At 73.7% G+C, this 15514-nt stretch carries 13 protein-coding genes and 1 riboswitch; of the genes, 5 read left to right on the forward strand and 8 right to left on the reverse strand.

The features are described from left to right. Positions 1 to 237: 237 nt before the first annotated feature. Complete coding sequence (locus tag ACFZBD_RS07635) at positions 238 to 1740, reverse strand: carboxylesterase family protein (protein ID WP_391137122.1); 1503 nt, start codon at positions 1738 to 1740, stop codon at positions 238 to 240. A gap of 302 nt (positions 1741 to 2042) precedes the next feature. On the opposite strand from ACFZBD_RS07635, the gene ACFZBD_RS07640 reads away from it, so the two are divergent. Further along, entirely contained in the window at positions 2043 to 4082 is a 2040-nt protein-coding gene (locus ACFZBD_RS07640) for a phosphocholine-specific phospholipase C (protein WP_391137125.1), read from the forward strand. Between the two features lie 54 nt (positions 4083 to 4136). Here ACFZBD_RS07640 and ACFZBD_RS07645 read toward each other — a convergent pair whose 3' ends face one another. Together ACFZBD_RS07645 and ACFZBD_RS07650 are read right to left on the reverse strand one after the other, a co-directional pair. Then, the gene (locus ACFZBD_RS07645) at positions 4137 to 4709 is read right to left on the reverse strand and encodes a hypothetical protein (RefSeq protein ID WP_391137128.1); all 573 of its coding nucleotides are present in this window, start codon (positions 4707 to 4709) and stop codon (positions 4137 to 4139) included. Further along, the gene (locus tag ACFZBD_RS07650) at positions 4706 to 5152 is read right to left on the reverse strand and encodes a helix-turn-helix transcriptional regulator (RefSeq protein ID WP_391137131.1); all 447 of its coding nucleotides are present in this window, start codon (positions 5150 to 5152) and stop codon (positions 4706 to 4708) included. Before ACFZBD_RS07650 ends, ACFZBD_RS07645 begins: the two co-directional genes overlap by 4 nt. A 356-nt stretch (positions 5153 to 5508) precedes the next feature. Beyond that, positions 5509 to 5694, forward strand: a riboswitch (cyclic di-AMP (ydaO/yuaA leader). 4 nt (positions 5695 to 5698) lie between these two features. On the opposite strand from ACFZBD_RS07650, the gene ACFZBD_RS07655 reads away from it, so the two are divergent. Then, positions 5699 to 6601 carry a transglycosylase SLT domain-containing protein gene (locus ACFZBD_RS07655; protein ID WP_391137134.1) on the forward strand — a complete coding sequence of 301 codons (903 nt, stop codon included), beginning with the start codon at positions 5699 to 5701 and terminating at the stop codon, positions 6599 to 6601. A 67-nt stretch (positions 6602 to 6668) separates the two neighbouring features. Here the strand turns inward: ACFZBD_RS07655 and ACFZBD_RS07660 are convergent, their stop codons facing one another. From ACFZBD_RS07660 to ACFZBD_RS07680, 5 genes are all read right to left on the reverse strand, one after another. Continuing rightward, a complete protein-coding gene (locus tag ACFZBD_RS07660) occupies positions 6669 to 7439 on the reverse strand; it encodes a hypothetical protein (protein ID WP_391137137.1) in 771 nt (256 codons plus the stop codon). 217 nt (positions 7440 to 7656) lie between these two features. Then, entirely contained in the window at positions 7657 to 8235 is a 579-nt protein-coding gene (locus ACFZBD_RS07665) for a Type-2Aa cytolytic delta-endotoxin (RefSeq protein WP_391137139.1), read from the reverse strand. Between the two features lie 138 nt (positions 8236 to 8373). Beyond that, positions 8374 to 9705: a phosphoribosyltransferase family protein gene (locus ACFZBD_RS07670; protein WP_391137142.1), complete on the reverse strand. Its 1332-nt coding sequence runs from the start codon at positions 9703 to 9705 to the stop codon at positions 8374 to 8376. Between the two features lie 173 nt (positions 9706 to 9878). Further along, complete coding sequence (locus tag ACFZBD_RS07675; RefSeq protein WP_391137145.1) at positions 9879 to 10793, reverse strand: AAA family ATPase; 915 nt, start codon at positions 10791 to 10793, stop codon at positions 9879 to 9881. 3 nt (positions 10794 to 10796) lie between these two features. Continuing rightward, complete coding sequence (locus tag ACFZBD_RS07680) at positions 10797 to 12011, reverse strand: RNA ligase (protein ID WP_391137148.1); 1215 nt, start codon at positions 12009 to 12011, stop codon at positions 10797 to 10799. 410 nt (positions 12012 to 12421) lie between these two features. Here ACFZBD_RS07680 and ACFZBD_RS07685 point away from each other — a divergent pair, with 410 nt between their 5' ends. The 3 genes from ACFZBD_RS07685 (at position 12422) to ACFZBD_RS07695 (ending at position 15471) form a co-directional block, all read left to right on the forward strand. Further along, the gene (locus tag ACFZBD_RS07685; RefSeq protein WP_391137152.1) at positions 12422 to 13036 is read left to right on the forward strand and encodes an ankyrin repeat domain-containing protein; all 615 of its coding nucleotides are present in this window, start codon (positions 12422 to 12424) and stop codon (positions 13034 to 13036) included. Further along, positions 13033 to 14178 (forward strand): hypothetical protein, encoded by a 1146-nt coding sequence (locus tag ACFZBD_RS07690; RefSeq protein WP_391137155.1) that lies wholly within the window; start codon positions 13033 to 13035, stop codon positions 14176 to 14178. The genes ACFZBD_RS07685 and ACFZBD_RS07690 overlap by 4 nt, the downstream gene beginning before the upstream one ends. Before the next feature lie 342 nt (positions 14179 to 14520). Further along, entirely contained in the window at positions 14521 to 15471 is a 951-nt protein-coding gene (locus ACFZBD_RS07695; protein ID WP_391137158.1) for an endonuclease/exonuclease/phosphatase family protein, read from the forward strand. The last annotated feature ends 43 nt before the right edge of the window (positions 15472 to 15514 follow it).

Consider the following 15514-nt stretch of genomic DNA (forward strand, 5'->3'; position numbering starts at 1 on the left):
GGTCTTCCTCTCCTGGGGCGGGCGGGGTCGGCCCGTCCTCCCGGGTGGTGCGCGGCTGGGTCACGGCGCGCGGGGCCGACGCCGGTTCCCCGTCGTCGGTACGCGCGTCGCGATTATCGCGCGTCCCGGCCCCGGCCCGGTGAAGGGGGCCGAACGCGCGGCGGGCCATGGGCGCTCCTCCGGTCCGCCCTCGGCGGGAGGCGCCGTGAAGGGCGGCGGGCGTGGCCGGGCGCCGGGTCAGAGGCGCAGGACCGCGCGTACGTCGTGCCAGAGGGCGTGCGCGGGTGCCGGGCCCTCCTGCCGGTCGGCGGGGACGGCCCAGACGTGGACCGGGGCCCCGGTCGCGCCGTCGAGCGGCTCCCAGCCCGGGTCTCCGCCGGTGGCGAAGGCGGCCCAGGCGCGGATCATGCGCCGGGAGAGGGCGTGGTCGTCCGCGTCGGCGGGGCCGCCGGTGAGGAAGTCGACGCCGGCTGCGTCCAGCGTGCCGAGGGCGAAGGGGGTGTCGGCGGCGTGCCAGGCGCGGACCGGCGTGCCGTCCGGGCGGGTGCGGCGGCGGTCGAAGCGGGAGAGGCGGGTGCGGCCGCCGGCCCGGGCGTGCGCCCCGGCGAGTCGGGCGGTGTGGGCGGCGAAGAACCCGTCCCCGGCGAGCGCGAGGTACACGTCGAGCACGGGCGCTCCCGGCATCAGGGTGCGGTAGCGGTCGACGAGGTCGGCGGGGAGTTCCCAGTGGGCGGCGAAGCGCGCGAGGTCCTCCTCGGTCGTGGCGGGGGGCATGGTGCCGACCTGGTGCATCAGCCGGTACTCCTCGGTGGTGTGGCAGGCCAGGAGGTCGACGCCGCGGCCGGCGCCGGCGGCGAGGGCGTCGAGCGGGTCGGCGGTGAGGAGTGCGCCGTCGAGGACGGGGCCGTAGATGACCGTGTCGTAATGGAGCGGGCCGGAGTCGGGGTCGGCGGCGTACCGTGCGACGACGCGGTCCGACGCCTCGACGAGCGCCTGCGGGGACGCGGAGAGCAGGCCCTCGGCGGTGGGCGCGACGCCGGCGGCCTCGGCGACCAGGCGGGCGAGTCCGGCGGCGAGGTCGGGGGAGAACGTGGCGTCGGGGACGCTGTGGACGATGGCGCGGCGGAAGAGGCCGGCGGCGCGTCGGCTGCTCATCAGGCAGACGACCGCTCCGGCACCGGCGGACTGCCCGGCGAGGGTGACCTGGGCCGGGTCGCCGCCGAAGGCGGTGATGTGCTCGCGCACCCACTCCAGTGCGGCGATCTGGTCGAGCAGGCCGCGGTTGTCCGGGAAGCCGGGGACGTGGCCGAACCCCTCGAAGCCGACGCGGTAGTTGCAGCTCACCACGACCAGGCCGGCGCGGGCGAGTGCGGCCCCGTCGTGGTCGGGCTGGGCGGAGGAGCCGAAGGTGTAGGCGCCGCCGTGGAGGAAGAACAGGACGGGGAGCGGTCCGGGGGCGTCGGCCGGTGCCCAGACGTTGAGGGTGAGGACGTCCTCGTCACCGGGGCGCCAGGCGGGGGCGCCGGGCAGCTCCGCGGACTGCGGGGCAACCGGCCCGAAGCGGGTGCCGTCCCGTACCCCGTCCCAGGGTGCGGCGGGCTGCGGCTCCCGGAAGCGGGCGGCCCCGAACGGCGGGGCGGCGTAAGGGATTCCGAGCGTGACGCGCAGCCCGTTGGTGAGCGTTCCGCCGACCTCGCCGGTCTTCGTCGCGACGGTCGTACGGGCCACTGAGACACCCACAGGCGGTCCCCTCCGGTTCGCCGCCGGACGGTCCGACGGGCAGCACAGGCTCCCATGGGCGCCGGGGCCAGGCAATCCGATATCCCGCACGTCGGCGACACCCCCGCCTCGCCCGGCCCGCACGCAGGCACAAGGGCATTGGTCGTCCGGCAGACCAATCCGGGCGGCGGGGTGAGCCGCACCGCAGCGGCCGACTCGTATGTTCACCAAAGACTTACCGCACGGTCGTATACCTTTGGGCGGCCCTCCCCCATTCTTTCCCCGGTGTGCCGCTGGGGCACCCGGGGACCGAGAGGCGGGGCATGACTCCCATCAGCCGCAGGGGATTCGTCGGGATCGGAGCGGGGCTCGGCGCGGGCCTGGTGGCCGGCGCGGGGGCGCCGGGGGCCTCGGCGTCGACGGCCCTGGCCGCGGGCGCCACCGGCACCATCACGGACGTGAAGCACGTCGTCGTTCTCATGCAGGAGAACCGCAGCTTCGACCACTACTTCGGCCGATTGCGCGGTGTCCGCGGCTTCGCCGACCGGGCCGCGGGCAATCTGCCCGGCGGCTGGGGCACGTTCAACCAGCCCAACTGGGGTGCCCGGCAGTATCCGTGGAAGCTCAGCGCCACGCCGCCCGCCGGGGGCGTCGACGGCGAGACGCTGGCCCAGTGCAACGGCGACCTGCCCCACAGCTGGACCTCGCAGCACGCGGCCTGGAACAAGGGCCGGATGGACAACTGGGTGCTGGGGGTCGGCAACACCCGCACGCTGGGGTACCTCGACCGGAGCGACATCCCCTTCCACTACGCCCTCGCCGACCACTACACCGTCTGCGACGCGTACTTCTGCTCGGCGCTGAGCGCCACCGGCCCCAACCGCACCTTCCTGTGGAGCGGGCGGATCGACGCCTCCAGCAAGGACGGCGGGGAGGAGTCGGGGCTCACCTGGGAGACGTACGCCGAGGCCCTGCAGCGCGCCGGGGTGACGTGGAAGGTCTACCAGAACGCGCAGGACAACTACGGCGACAACGGCCTGGCCTACTTCAAGAGGTTCACCGACGCCCGGCCCGGCGACCCGCTGTACGACCGGGGCATGGGGTCCGTGCCCAAGGTCACCGGTTCGACGCCGGACGACATCGCCGCCGCCATCCGTGCCGATGTCGTCGCCGGCACGCTCCCCCAGGTGTCCTGGGTCGTCGCGAGCGAGGCGTTCTCGGAGCACCCGTACGCCCCGCCCGGCGACGGCGCGCACTTCGTTGACCTGGTGTACCGCGCCCTGGCCGCCGACCCCGAGGTCTTCGACGGGACGGTCCTCTTCCTCAACTACGACGAGAACGACGGCTTCTTCGACCACGTGCCGCCGCCGGTCGCCCCGCCGGGGACGCCGGGCGAGTACCTCGACGGCGTGCCGATCGGCCTCGGCTTCCGGGTCCCGATGGTCGTCATGTCCCCGTGGACCCGGGGCGGCTGGGTCAGCTCGGAGGTCTTCGACCACACCTCCGTCCTGCGCTTCATGGAGACGTGGACGGCGGCCATCGGCAAGCCGGCCGCCTGTCCGCACATCAGCGCCTGGCGCCGCAAGGTGACAGGTGACCTCACGGGGGTCTTCGACTTCGCCCGGCCGGTGTACGGGGTGCCGTCGGGGCTGCCCTCGACCGCCAAGGTGATCGGGCAGTCCACGTGCGGTCCGCTGCCGAACCCGGTTCCGCAGGACAACGCGCTGCCCGCGCAGGAGCCGGGCACGCGTCCGGCGCGCGCCCTGCCGTACCAGGTGAACGGCAATCTGGACCGGTTCGAGTTCGGGACGGGGGGCAAGATCCTGGCCTGGTTCTCGATGACGAACCAGGGCGAACAGGCCCGGCGGGCCGCGCACTTCACGATCCACCCGCACCAGCACCGGGACACGGCGGCCTGGCAGTACACCGTGGATCCGGGCTCGACGTCGTCGGACTACTTCAACATCGGGACGGGCTCGGGGTCGGGGAAGTACGACATCTCGATGATGGGCCCGAACCGCTTCCTGCGCCGCTTCATCGGCGACGCGTCCAAGGCGGGCCGGGCGGTCGAGGTGGCGTCCCGCTTCGCGACGGAGCCCGGCACCGGGAAGACCGCCGTCTACTTCAGGCTGACCAACGGTTCGGCGGGCCCGGTGACGTTCACGATCCGGTCGAACGCCTACCGCTCGGACGGCCCGTGGACGTACACGGTCGCGGCGAACTCCTCGCGCGAGGACCACTTCAACGCGGTGGCCTATCACGGGGGTTGGTACGACTTCACCATCCTGGCGGACATCGACGGCACCTGGTCCCGCCGCTACACCGGCCACATCGAGACCGGCGCGCCGAGCGTGACGGGCTAGCTTGGGCTCGGCGCGGGGCTCGGGCATCCGGGTACGGCGCCGGGCTCGGGCGGGTCAGGTGTGGGCCGGGGCGAGCGGCGCGCGCTTCTTGTTCCGGGCCTCCGCGACGGCGTACGCGCATCCCGGCAGGACCAGCAGCCCGCTCGCCCACAGGGGCATCCGGAACAGCGGGTCGACGCCGGCGAGGCTGTCGGTGATCACCAGCGCCGGCAGGCCGACGACGAGCGCGACGAGCCAGCCCTTGCCCAGCCCCAGGGAGCCTCGGCGCAGCTCCAGCGCGACGGTCGTCACGGCGATGGCGCCCCAGAAGGCCGTCCGGCCCGGGGTGACGTCCACGCCCGGCGTCCAGTGGCGCAGGTGGGCGAGCAGCAGCAGGAGGCCCGCCATGAAGGTGATCATGGCGGCGAGGCGCGCCGCGCGGCGGTGGAGCGGCCTGCGCGCCCGGGCCCAGGAGGCGGCGAACGCCGTGACGTCCTCGCCGACGACGTCACGCGGCGTGCGCCCGGCGGCCTCGGCGTCCTGGAGGTGCGCGGCCAGCTCGGCGAGCATGTCGCGGAGGGTCGCGTCGTCGATGCCCCGGTACTCCCAGTTGCTGCGGCATATCGCGAGTATGCGTTCGGTTGTCATGTGGTCTTCTCCCCCGTGGGTGCGTCGGTGTCGGGCGGCTCGCCGGTCCCGGCCGCCGCTTCGGCCCGGGCCTCGGTCGGGGCCCGGTCGGTGGTCGCGGTCAGGATGCGGCCGGCCTGCGCGGAGAACTCCCGCCAGACGGTCCGCCCGCTGTCCAGTTCGGCCCGGCCGGGGCCGGTGAGCCGGTAGTACTTGCGGGGCGCGCCGCCGCTGGAGGACGGCGCGCGATAGGACTCGACGAGCCCGGCCCGCTCCATCCGGGCGAGCAGCGGATAGATGCTGCCCTCGCTCACCAGCTCCAGGCCGCTCTCCGTGAGCGCTTCGACGAACTCGTAGCCGTAGCGCGGCCGTTCGCCGATCAGGGAGAGCAGGCACAGGTCGAGCACCCCGCGCAGAAGCTGACTGCGCCGCTGGTCACCGGCGCCCGGCAGCTCCTTTGTCATGCGGTGCATGGTAGTGGTGACTACCTTGCGCCGCAAGACAGCCCTTTCCAGGCCCACCACCCCCCGGAGCTATCGCCCCAAAAGGGATATTCAGGTTTATTGGCCGCATAACCTTATTGTTCTGCACACTCCGGAGAACAAGCGATAAAGAACGACATTACTTACTCAGTGACGTGAATCACGGCGATGCGTGGAACCGTGCCCACCCACCCGTCGATTCCGTACCGCGCAAGGAAGTTCGGCACCGCCCGGCGCTCGATCGAGGGCCACGTCACACAAGGCGCGCGCATTCCGCAATTAACCGCGTCATCGGAGACTTGTTTTCGCCGACATTTCTCGCCTACGGTCACCTGCATTCGGACGGATCGCCGAATCCTGCCACCGCCCGAAAGACCACCTATTCACCCGTCGGCAGGAGCGGGGGACCCACTTTTCTCTCCGGTTCGGGATTCCGGATCGGATCGGGGTGAAGTCGCACGCGTGCGGCCGGGCATCTCCAGCTCGAACCCGACAGCTCACCCCGCAGGCGCCGGAGAGGAACCCATCATGCCTGCACACGGTAAGCACCGGCGCCCCAAGCACCGAACCCTCACCCGCGGTCTCACCCTGGCCGGCACCGGCGGCGCGGCCCTGGCCCTGCCTCTGGTCGCGACGGCCGCCGCCCACGCCGCGCCCGCCCCGGCTTCCGGGACCCCCACCGCCATTGCCGCGGAGAAGACCGTTTCCAGCGCCGCGGAAAAGATCAAAGAATCGATTCCCGCCGCTGCCGCTTCGACCGCCCGCACCTATACGGTCGCGTCCGGTGATTCCCTTTCCTTGATCGCACAGGAACAGGGCGTCCGGGGCGGCTGGAAGGTGCTCTACAACATCAACCGAAGCGTTGTCGGTGACAATCCGTCACTTATCCACCCGGGTCTCGAACTGACGATCCGCAAGCAGGCGGCCGCCGCACCCAAGGCCCCCGCGAAGGCCAAGGCGACGCAGCCCAAGGCGAAGGCCAAGGCCAAGCCGAAGAGCGCGACGAGCACGAGCACCGAGCGCGCCAGCCGCTCGCAGGAGCGCGGCGCCGCCCCCGTGAAGGCCGCCCAGCCGGCCGCTCCCGCCGCCGCGCCCACCGCCCCGCGCTACAGCAACGACCTCGACGGCTGGATCCGCGAGTCGCTCGACATCATGGCCTCGTACGGAATCCCCGGCAGCTACGAGGGCATCCAGCGCAACATCATGCGGGAGTCCTCGGGCAACCCCCAGGCCATCAACCTCTGGGACTCCAACGCCGTGAAGGGCACCCCCTCGAAGGGCCTGCTCCAGGTGATCGAGCCGACCTTCCTGGCCTACCACGTCCCCGGTACGTCGATGGACCTCTTCGACCCGGTCGCGAACATCACCGCCGCCTGCAACTACGCGGCCGACCGCTACGGCTCAATCGACAACGTCAACGGCCCCTACTGATCCTCCCTTCGGAGACGGACACGGCGGGGCTCCCGGCCGCTCGGGGGCCGGGAGCCCCGCCGTCCGCTCAGCGCGCGATGTCCGCCGCCGGGCCCATCACGATGACCGGCTCCTTCATCGGGTCCAGGGCGCGCAGGAGCTCGGGCATCACCTCGCGGGCGAGCGAGACGCACGCCTGGGTGGGCCCGCCGTGGTCGACGTGGATCCACACCCCGCCGCCCTTCGCCGCCCCGAGGGGCCGCTTCTTGTTCAGCGGACTCGTCCCGGGGATCCGGTTGTAGTCGATGGCGATCACATAGTCGAAGGAGCCTTCCAGCGGCTCTCCGGCGAAGCCCGCGCCCTGGAGGGCGAACTCCTCGTCCTGGTCGTACGGCAGCAGTGAACCGGGGTCCGGGAGCCGACCGCCGGCGTCCCCGATACGGAACACCCCGATGGGTGACCGCAGATCGCCGGCCACATGCTCGTCGGTCCAGCCGCGCAGCGCGTTGTGGGCGGGCCACGGGCCGGCGACACGGTTCCAGCGCCTGCTCGGGTCGCGTTCGTAGAGGACGGCCTCGGCCTCGTTGGTGGTCGTCGTCGCGCCGAGCACGACCAGGGCCTGGGTGGTGCCGGCGGGGAAGGCCGCACGCGTGGACGGACCGACTCCGGGAAGGCGGTCGACCCAGGCGGGTTCCGGCCTCGGGGCCGGAGGGCGATGGGGTACGGAGTCGTGGTCGCCCGGTGGTCCAGCCGCTCCCCCGGCGGGCGGCGGGGGCGGGGCTCCGGTACAGGCGGCGAGGAGCAGCGCCGCGCACAGGGTGGTCGTCAACGCTCGTACGGCGGCCTTGCGGACAGGCATGGGACAGCATCCTCCGAGGCGGGGGGAGCAACGCAGCGATCCGTACCCGATCCGCGTCCGACTCTGTCCCCGGTCCCGCACACTCACCCGTCCAGGGCACGCGGCCGGCCGACGCGCCTGGTGAGGCCGCGGATCTCTGGCCTCGGGGCTGGGACCATCGGCTGCTTCCGGCCCGGGACGGCGGGCCGGGGCGGGTGTCCGCCGGTTCCTCGGAGGGTCAGGCGGCCAGGCCCAGTTCCTGGCGTACCACGATCGCGTTGAGGCGGATCGCGAACGGGACGATGTCCTCGATCCCCAGCGCACCGACCCCTGCCTTGTCCAGCCCGAGCGTCACGTCGATGCAGAAGGCGATCGCGTACAGGTACGCACCGGTCTCCTCGTCCTGCAGGGCGAAGAACAGGTCGCGGTAGTACGACGTGCGGTCCTCGGTCTCCTCGTAGTACGACAGCCCCGGCTCGCCCTCCTGCGCGGCGAGGCCGGTGAAGGCGTGGACCAGCTCCTTCTCGATGGTGTCCCAGAAGGAGGCGTCCGCGAACTCCTCCGGGAGCGCCTGCCGGACGGCCTCCTTGAGGGAGAGCACCATGACGAGGACGGGGGCGTTCTCCTGGAGCCCCCAGCCCCGGACCATCTTGACGATGGCGCTGTCCGGTATCGCGGCGGCGGCCTCCCTGATGTTGTCGAAGTCGAAGTTGACGGTCGCCGGGGCGATCGCCTCCTGGAACAGCCGGTCGACGGCCCGGGCCTGGGCGAGATGGTCCGGGCCCACCTCGATGACGGTCTTGAAAGCGGCGGCCATGACTCCTCCTGTGGTGTGGCGGTGATCAAGAGGCGTCAGTATGCCGAGGGTAGGTGCGCCGGGTCGAAGGCGTCCCGCCGTGCGGACGCACCGGGTCGACGGCGCCGCCGCCCGGGGACCGCAGGGCGGTCGGTCCGCTCACGCGCCGGGTGCGGCCGGGGGCCGGCGGGTGACGTGGGCGGCGAACCAGCGGGCGGCGAGGTCGCCGACCCGTTCCAGCGCGCCCGGCTCCTCGAAGAGGTGGCCGGCGCCGGGCACGACCTCGAGCCGGTTCTCGCAGCGGAGTCCCGCTCGGGCCTCTTCGTTCAGGTCGAGGACCAGCGGGTCGGCTCCGCCCACGATGAGGAGGGTGGGGGCGCGGACCGAGGCCAGGTGCGGGCCCGCCAGGTCCGGGCGGCCGCCTCGGGAGACCACGGCGGCGACGGAGGAGGAGGGGTCGGCCGCGGCGCGGAGGGCGGCGGCCGCGCCGGTGCTGGCGCCGAAGTAGCCGAGCGGCAGCCCGTCCGTCGCCTGTCGTTCCGCGAGCCAGGTCGTGGCGCGGGCGAGCCGGTCGGCGAGCAGGGCGGTGTCGAAGACGAGGGCGCGGTCGTCCGCCTCCTCCTCGGTGAGCAGGTCGAAGAGGAGCGTGCCGAGACCGGCGTGGTTCAGGATGTCGGCCACGGCCCGGTTGCGGGGGCTGTGCCGGCTGCTGCCGCTGCCGTGGGCGAAGAGGACGATCCCCGCGGCCCCGCCGGGGACCACGAGGCGGCCCGTGAGCGCCGCCCCGCCCAGGGGGACGCGTACGTCGGTGTCCTCCCGTGGGGCCGCGGCGGGCGGGTCCTCGCCGACCGCCTCGGTGGGGCGGCGGCGGTCCAGGCAGGCGAGGACCTCCTCGTCGGGGGTCTGGGAGAAGTCGCCGTAGAACTGGCCGATCGCGTAGAAGGACTCGGGGTCGTGCACGCATACCGTCTCCTCCGCCTCTCCGTGGACCCGGCCGGACCAGCCGCGCGGAGCCACGGGGACGGCGAGCACGATCCGTGCGGCGCCCCGGGCCCGTACCACCCGGCAGGCGGCCAGGGCGGTGGCTCCGGTCGCCATGCCGTCGTCCACGACGAGCACCGTCCGCCCGTCCACGGGGAGCGGCCGACGGCCGCGGCGGTAGCGGCGGCCGCGTTCCTCCAGGACCGCCCGCTCGCGTTCCTCCACCACGGCGAGGTCGCGCTCGGACGCGCCGGTCTCGCGCAGCACCCGCTCGTTGACCACGCGGACGCCGCCCTCGCCGATGGCCCCCATGGCAAGTTCGGGCTGGTAGGGCGCCCCCAGTTTGCGTACGAGACAGATGTCCAGGGGGGCGCCGAGGGCGTCGGCCACCTGCGCGGCCACCGGCACACCACCGCGCGGAAGCCCGAGCACCACGGCGTCCCGGCCCTTGAGGTGGTCCAGTCGGGCGGCGAGCTGCCGGCCCGCGTCAGTGCGGTCGGTGAAGTACACGGTGGTCGCCTCCCGGGTCTGGAGGAGCGGACGCGCGGGCGGCCTGGAGCCACGAGCGGCCCCCGCCCCCGGCCCGACGTCGATACCCGCCGAGGGGCGGGGCGGCCGGGCCGGCGCCCATACGTCCAGGGTAGACGCGCCGGGAACCGGGCCCGTGGTCCCGCAGGTACTTCCTAGAAGTTGCCGTAGTTGACCTGCCAGGTCGGCAGACCCATGCGCCGCCAGACGGCCACCACCCGGTCCCGGTCGTCCAGGGAGACCCGTACGGCGTACCGGTGGCGTACGTGCCGGTCGAAGAGCTCCGACTTGACCAGGTCGTCGGGGCGGCCGTCGCCGGACGGCCGCATCCACAGCTCGTCGTAGGGCACGCCGTGGTGGCGCAGCCAGGCCTCCGTCATCGGCCGGTGGTCCTCGCTGCGCCCCGACAGGAGCACGATCGTGTCCCGGTGCGCACCCTGGAAGGCGTGCAGGGCGTCCCGTACGGATCCGTTCAGCAGGTCGAGGTCGCAGCGGGTGAAGTCGTACGGGCCCCGGTCGCCGCGCAGGGCGAGCGTGCCGTCGATGTCGCACAGCACCGCCGACGGGAGCGCGAGGTCGGGAACGTACGGCTCGACGGGCGGCTGGTCGTTCAGCCAGGCGTCGGTGAGGCGCCAGCCGCCGCGGGTCGCCTTCGCGTGCTTGTCGGCCAGGATCCGGATGATCTCCTCGCCGACCGGCCTGGCCCGCTCGCCGTCCCGGCGGACGCACTCCTCGAGAGGCACGTCGGTGTGGTCGTGCACGACGAAGGTCGCCCGGCCCGCGACCGCCGCCTTCAGCCGCTTGGGGATGTGGGGAGTGAGGTGCGTGTTGTCGACGACGACGTCGAAACCGCCGTCGACGGCGGCACGCACGGCGGCGTCCTGGATGCCGAGGACGGTCTGCTCGTGCGCGTGCGAGCGGCCCCGGTCGACGGAGGGGAGGTCGAGCATGGTGCGCAGGTCGTCGAGGTTGACGCGGCGCATCCGGCCGTCGGCCCGGGCCTGCAGCTCCCTCGCGGCCGTCGTCTTCCCCGAGGCGGGCAGCCCCGTCATGACGTGTACGACAGGCATGTCTCAGTTCTCCTCGTCGGTCGCGAAGGGGTCGGATGCCTCGGGGCGCACGGCGCGCCAGACGAGGATGTCGGTCGGGCGGCCGTCGAGGCGGAGGAACATCGCCGCCCGGAGGTCATGGGGCAGATCCCGCACGGCTCGGGCGAACGCGCCACGGTCGTCGGCCAGGTGCGCGACGGTGCGGTACGCCTCGTCGATGGCGTGTTCGCGCGCCGCGGCCTCGTCCTCCAGGCGCGAGATCACCCGGCGCACCCACGTGTCGAACTCGTCCGGCACCTGCTCCAGCAAGGCGTCCAGCGGCCGGCCGCCGTCCGCGCGCACGCCGCCGAGTTCGGCGACGGAGAGGCCAAGACCCTGGGCGAGCCGCTTCGCCGACACCCCGGCGAAGCGCTGCACGCCGTGGCTGCGCCAGATGTCGCGCTCGGTGACGCCGGTCAGGACCTTGTGGAGGCGTACGTACTCGGAGAGCTTCGCCTTCGCCCGGACGCCCGACGCGAAGCGCAGCACGAACCCCTCGGCGTCGGTGCCGGTGGCGGCGCGGCCGCCCGGCAGGGTGTTGGACTCGGTCAGCTTGACCAGTTCGTCGATGTCCATGGGCGGCCAGACCGTGACGACCGATCCGACGCCCTGCCACCGGGGGGCGGCGTCGGCGAGCGGTATCTCGGTGCCGTCGGCGGCGAAGGCGGCGAGCAGGACCAGGTCCCGGCGGTCGCCGTAGTCGACGACGATACGATTCTGCGGGTACAGGATCTCCGCGAGGTAGGTCACCCCGGGGATCAGCGCCGACGTGTCGGCGGTGTCGATCCGGCGCTGCGCCCAGGTCGCCTGCGCGCTGATGAAGGACCCTTTGGAGGCGACGCGCCAGCGGCCCGCGTAGTGGAAGACCACCGCGAGGCTGCCGTCGACCTTGTCGTAGACCTCGAACGGCTCGTCGGGCAGCGCGGACGCGTAGGGCTGACCGGTCGCGTGCTCACCGATGTTGAAGAACTTCGGCAGCGGCAGGGCGACGATCTCGCCGGTGACGTCGTCGGCGACGAGGCCGCGGCAGCGAGTGGTGACCCGGTTCCAGATCCGCTCGTACTGGCAGACCCGGGTGTACGTGTAGATCGAGAGCGGCAGCTCGGGGTGCGCCTTGCGCGTGACATGGCCGGCGTCGAGCGCGGCGGCCAGTTCGGCGGCGGGCAGCAGTGCGTGAAGAGTCAGGGTCCCCTGGCTCATGGATTCCTCCTGGCGTGTGGTGACTCATTGTCACGTACGGGAGGCCGTCTCCGACACCGAATTTGCCCTGGCCGGAGCCGTCGTCGGCACGGGGCGGTCGTCGGCACGGGGCGGTCGTCGGCACGGGGCGGTCGTCGGCACGGGGCCGTGCCGGTGCCCCGGAGGGCTCGGGGTCAGCCGATCGGTGGACCCGGGGGTCAGCCGTCCGGTCCTCCGTCCCCAGCCGCCGGGCCGACCCCGGCGGCCGTGGGGCGCCCCGAGGATGGAGACCGCGAGGCCCTACGGCGCCACGGCTCCACCGCCCCCACGCCCAGGACCCCGCACCGCGCGGGGACCGCCACCGCCACCGCCCGTTCCGGCGGGCCTCACCCGCCCCAGGAACTCGGCCCGAGGAACGCAGGAGGACGCCCATGCATCCGAACGACCGGCCGCTCCTGGCGGCCGCGCACCAGGGGGACACCTCCGCGGTGCGCGGCGCGCTCGCCGCGTGCGCGCACGTCGAGAGCCGTGACGACGAGGGCCGTACGCCGCTGCTGCCGGCCGCCCGTGCCGACCGGGTGGACGTCGCGGAGCTGCTGATCGCGGCGGGAGCCGACCCGAACGCCAGGGACACCGCGGGCGATACACCGTGGCTGGCCCCCGGCCTCACGGGCAGCATGCCGATGCTGCGCGCCCTGCTGCCCGCCGGTCCGGACCTGAGCCTGACGAACCGCTTCGGCGGCACCTCGCTCATCCCCGCCGCCGAGCGCGGTCATGTCGCCTACGTCCGGGCCGTGCTGCGCGAGACGGGCACCGGCGTCGACCACGTCAACAGGCTGGGATGGACCGCGCTGCTGGAGGCGGTGATCCTCGGCGACGGCGGCCGCGCCCACCAGGACACGGTCGAGCTGCTGATCACCGCCGGTGCGGATCCGCTGTTCGCGGACCACGACGGCACCACGCCGCTCCAGCACGCGAGTCGGCGCGGCCGCGACGCGATCGCCGGTCTGCCGGCGGCCACCACCCGGCGGGTGAGCGCCCGATGAGGACACGTGCGCCGGCCCTCGCCCTCGCCGCCGCGGCCCTGCTCGTCGGGTGCGCGCCGGGCGGATCCGCCGAGAGCGGCGGCGCATCCCCCGGAAGCGGGGGCCGCGCCTCCGCCCCGCCGTCCTCCGGTGCGGCGCCTTCCCCGGGCGTCGCGTCGACGGCCAGGACGCCCGAAGGAACCCTGCTCGTGGCCGACTTCGGCTCGGACACCGTCACCTTCGTCGACCCGGCGCGGGGCGCGATCGGCTCCGTCGAGGTGGGCACCGCGCCGTACGGCCTGGCCGTCGGCGAGGACGGGCTCGCCTGGGTCGCCACGGCCGAGGGCGTCGCCGTCGTCGACACCCGCCTGCGCAGACGCCTGGGCCTCGTGCCGTACGAGACGGAGACCGGGCCCGTCACCACCGGCGAGTACCGGGGCGGCGGCATGGGCGTCGCACTCTCCCCCGACGGCACGCGGGTGTACGTCGGCGTCAACGTCCCCGGCGGGAACGGGACACTGGAGGTCGTCGACACCGCGAGCCGCGCGGTGACGGAGACCGTGCCCGTAGGGCGTCGCCCCTTCGACGTCGACGTCTCGCGCGACGGCTCCGAGGTGTACGTGACGAACCACGACTCCTTCGACGTGACCGTCGTCCCCGCGGACTCGCTCACACCGCGACGCGTCGAGGTCGCCCCGTACGGCACCGAGGGCGGGCTCGGCTCCTGGCTGAAGCCGCACTACGCCGTCGTCCGGCCCTCGGACGGCAGGCTGCTGCTCCCCTTCGAGGGCGAGCGCCTGGTGGTCGTCGACCCCGGCACCGGACGCTCCGAGATCGAGCCGATGACGGCGAACACCCACCAGCACGGCGTGACGACCGCGCCGGACGGCACGCTCCTCGTCGTCGGGACCGGCCCGATCGACCCGTCCTCGGACCGGGGTCCGTCGCTCACCGTCCGCGCTCCCGACGGCGAGGAGCGCGTGTATCCGCTGGACGGCGCCCACGAGGACGTCGCGGTCTCCGACGACGGCCGGACGGCGTACGTCACCGGCGGCTTCACCCGGGACGGCTATTGGAACGGCATCACCGTCGTGGACCTCGCCACCGGGGACAGCCGCCGTCTCGCCGCGGGCGAACGACCTCTCGGCATCGCGGTCCTGTAGCCACGGGCGAACGGCCGCTGGGCATCGCGGTCCTGTAGCCGCGGGCGAACGGCCACTGGGCATCGCGGTCCTGTAGCCGCGGGCGAACGGCCACTGGGCATCGCGGTCCTGTAGCCGCGGCCGGGCGCCCGTCCACCGCTGGGGTAGACCGGGACGTCCGCCGTGGTGCCCCGGGCTGCGCCCTCCGGCCGACCGGAACGCCCGCCCCAGGAGTCGGGACGCGAACCGTGCGCGGCCGCCCGCCTCACCTCCCGCAACCGGGTCCCCCTCCCCCGCGTCCCCCTTCTCGGCGCATCCGCCCCGCGCCGGGGCCTTGAGGGCGCCGGGAGAGAAGGAACGATCTTGCGAGAGCGCACGACCGCCCCCAGGGGGCTACGGCGGCCCGGCCTGGTGACCGTCGCGCTGATGGCCGCGACCGCCTGCGCGCTGCTGTTCCACGCGGCCCTGCCGGGCCTGCCCGGCCATCCCGTCAGCCTGCTGCAGACCTTCCTGCCGTGGCTGGGACTCGCCGTACCGGCCGGGCTCGTCGTGGCGGCGGTCCGCCGGTCGCGTACCGCCGCGGTGGCCTGCGCGGTGGTCGCGGCCGTCTGGGCGGGCGTGTTCCGGCAGACGCTGCTGCCCGCGGCCCCCGACACGTACGACATGACGGTCGTGCAGCACAACGTCAGCGACGAGAACCCCGATCCGGGCCGCGTCGCGCGGGTCGTGCTCGGCGCCGACCCCGATCTCGTCGCCCTGGAGGAGGTCACCCCGGCCCGGCTGCCCGCCTTCCGCTCCGCGTTCGCCCGCACCCATCCCCATCACGCGCACGTCGGCACGGTGGCCCTGTGGTCGACGTACCCGCTGAAGGACGTCTCCCGGGTCGACATCAAGCCCCGGGCGGTGGGCCCCGGGTGGGACCGCGGGCTGCGCGCCGTCGTGCGCGGCCCGCGCGGGGACATCGCCGCCTATGTGGCGCACCTGCCGTCCGTACGGATCCGCCCCACCGAGGGGTACGCCACGGGATGGCGCGACGAGAGCGCCGCTCGGCTCGGCCGCTCCCTCGCCGCCGAGCGGGAGGCCACCGCGCTGGTCCTCGGCGACCTCAACGGCACGGCCGCCGACCGGGGTCTGCGCCCGGTGACCGACCTGGCGCGGGGCAGCCGGGCCGAGTGGGCGTTCAGCTGGCCGGCGAGCCTGCCCCTGGCACGCATCGACCACGTCCTGGCGCGGGGTGCGACGGTGGTCGAGACGTGGACGCTGCCTGCCACCGGGAGCGACCATCTGCCCGTCGCCGCGCGCGTCCGGTGGTGAGGCGGCCCACCCGTTCAGCGCTCCCGGGTGGCCCCGGCGCCCG

The sequence above is a fragment of the Streptomyces sp. NPDC008121 genome (assembly GCF_042957155.1).
Classification (GTDB): domain Bacteria; phylum Actinomycetota; class Actinomycetes; order Streptomycetales; family Streptomycetaceae; genus Streptomyces.

Excerpts from the sequence above, each read along its gene's own strand:
- ACFZBD_RS07655 (WP_391137134.1), top strand. The coding sequence starts at position 5,699 with ATGCCTGCACACGGTAAGCACCGGCGCCCCAAGCACCGAACCCTCACC.
- ACFZBD_RS07690 (WP_391137155.1), top strand. The coding sequence starts at position 13,033 with ATGAGGACACGTGCGCCGGCCCTCGCCCTCGCCGCCGCGGCCCTGCTC.
- ACFZBD_RS07685 (WP_391137152.1), top strand. The coding sequence starts at position 12,422 with ATGCATCCGAACGACCGGCCGCTCCTGGCGGCCGCGCACCAGGGGGAC.
- ACFZBD_RS07645 (WP_391137128.1), bottom strand. The coding sequence starts at position 4,709 with ATGACAACCGAACGCATACTCGCGATATGCCGCAGCAACTGGGAGTAC.
- ACFZBD_RS07660 (WP_391137137.1), bottom strand. The coding sequence starts at position 7,439 with ATGCCTGTCCGCAAGGCCGCCGTACGAGCGTTGACGACCACCCTGTGC.
- ACFZBD_RS07675 (WP_391137145.1), bottom strand. The coding sequence starts at position 10,793 with ATGCCTGTCGTACACGTCATGACGGGGCTGCCCGCCTCGGGGAAGACG.
- ACFZBD_RS07640 (WP_391137125.1), top strand. The coding sequence starts at position 2,043 with ATGACTCCCATCAGCCGCAGGGGATTCGTCGGGATCGGAGCGGGGCTC.
- ACFZBD_RS07680 (WP_391137148.1), bottom strand. The coding sequence starts at position 12,011 with ATGAGCCAGGGGACCCTGACTCTTCACGCACTGCTGCCCGCCGCCGAA.
- ACFZBD_RS07650 (WP_391137131.1), bottom strand. The coding sequence starts at position 5,152 with ATGACAAAGGAGCTGCCGGGCGCCGGTGACCAGCGGCGCAGTCAGCTT.
- ACFZBD_RS07665 (WP_391137139.1), bottom strand. The coding sequence starts at position 8,235 with ATGGCCGCCGCTTTCAAGACCGTCATCGAGGTGGGCCCGGACCATCTC.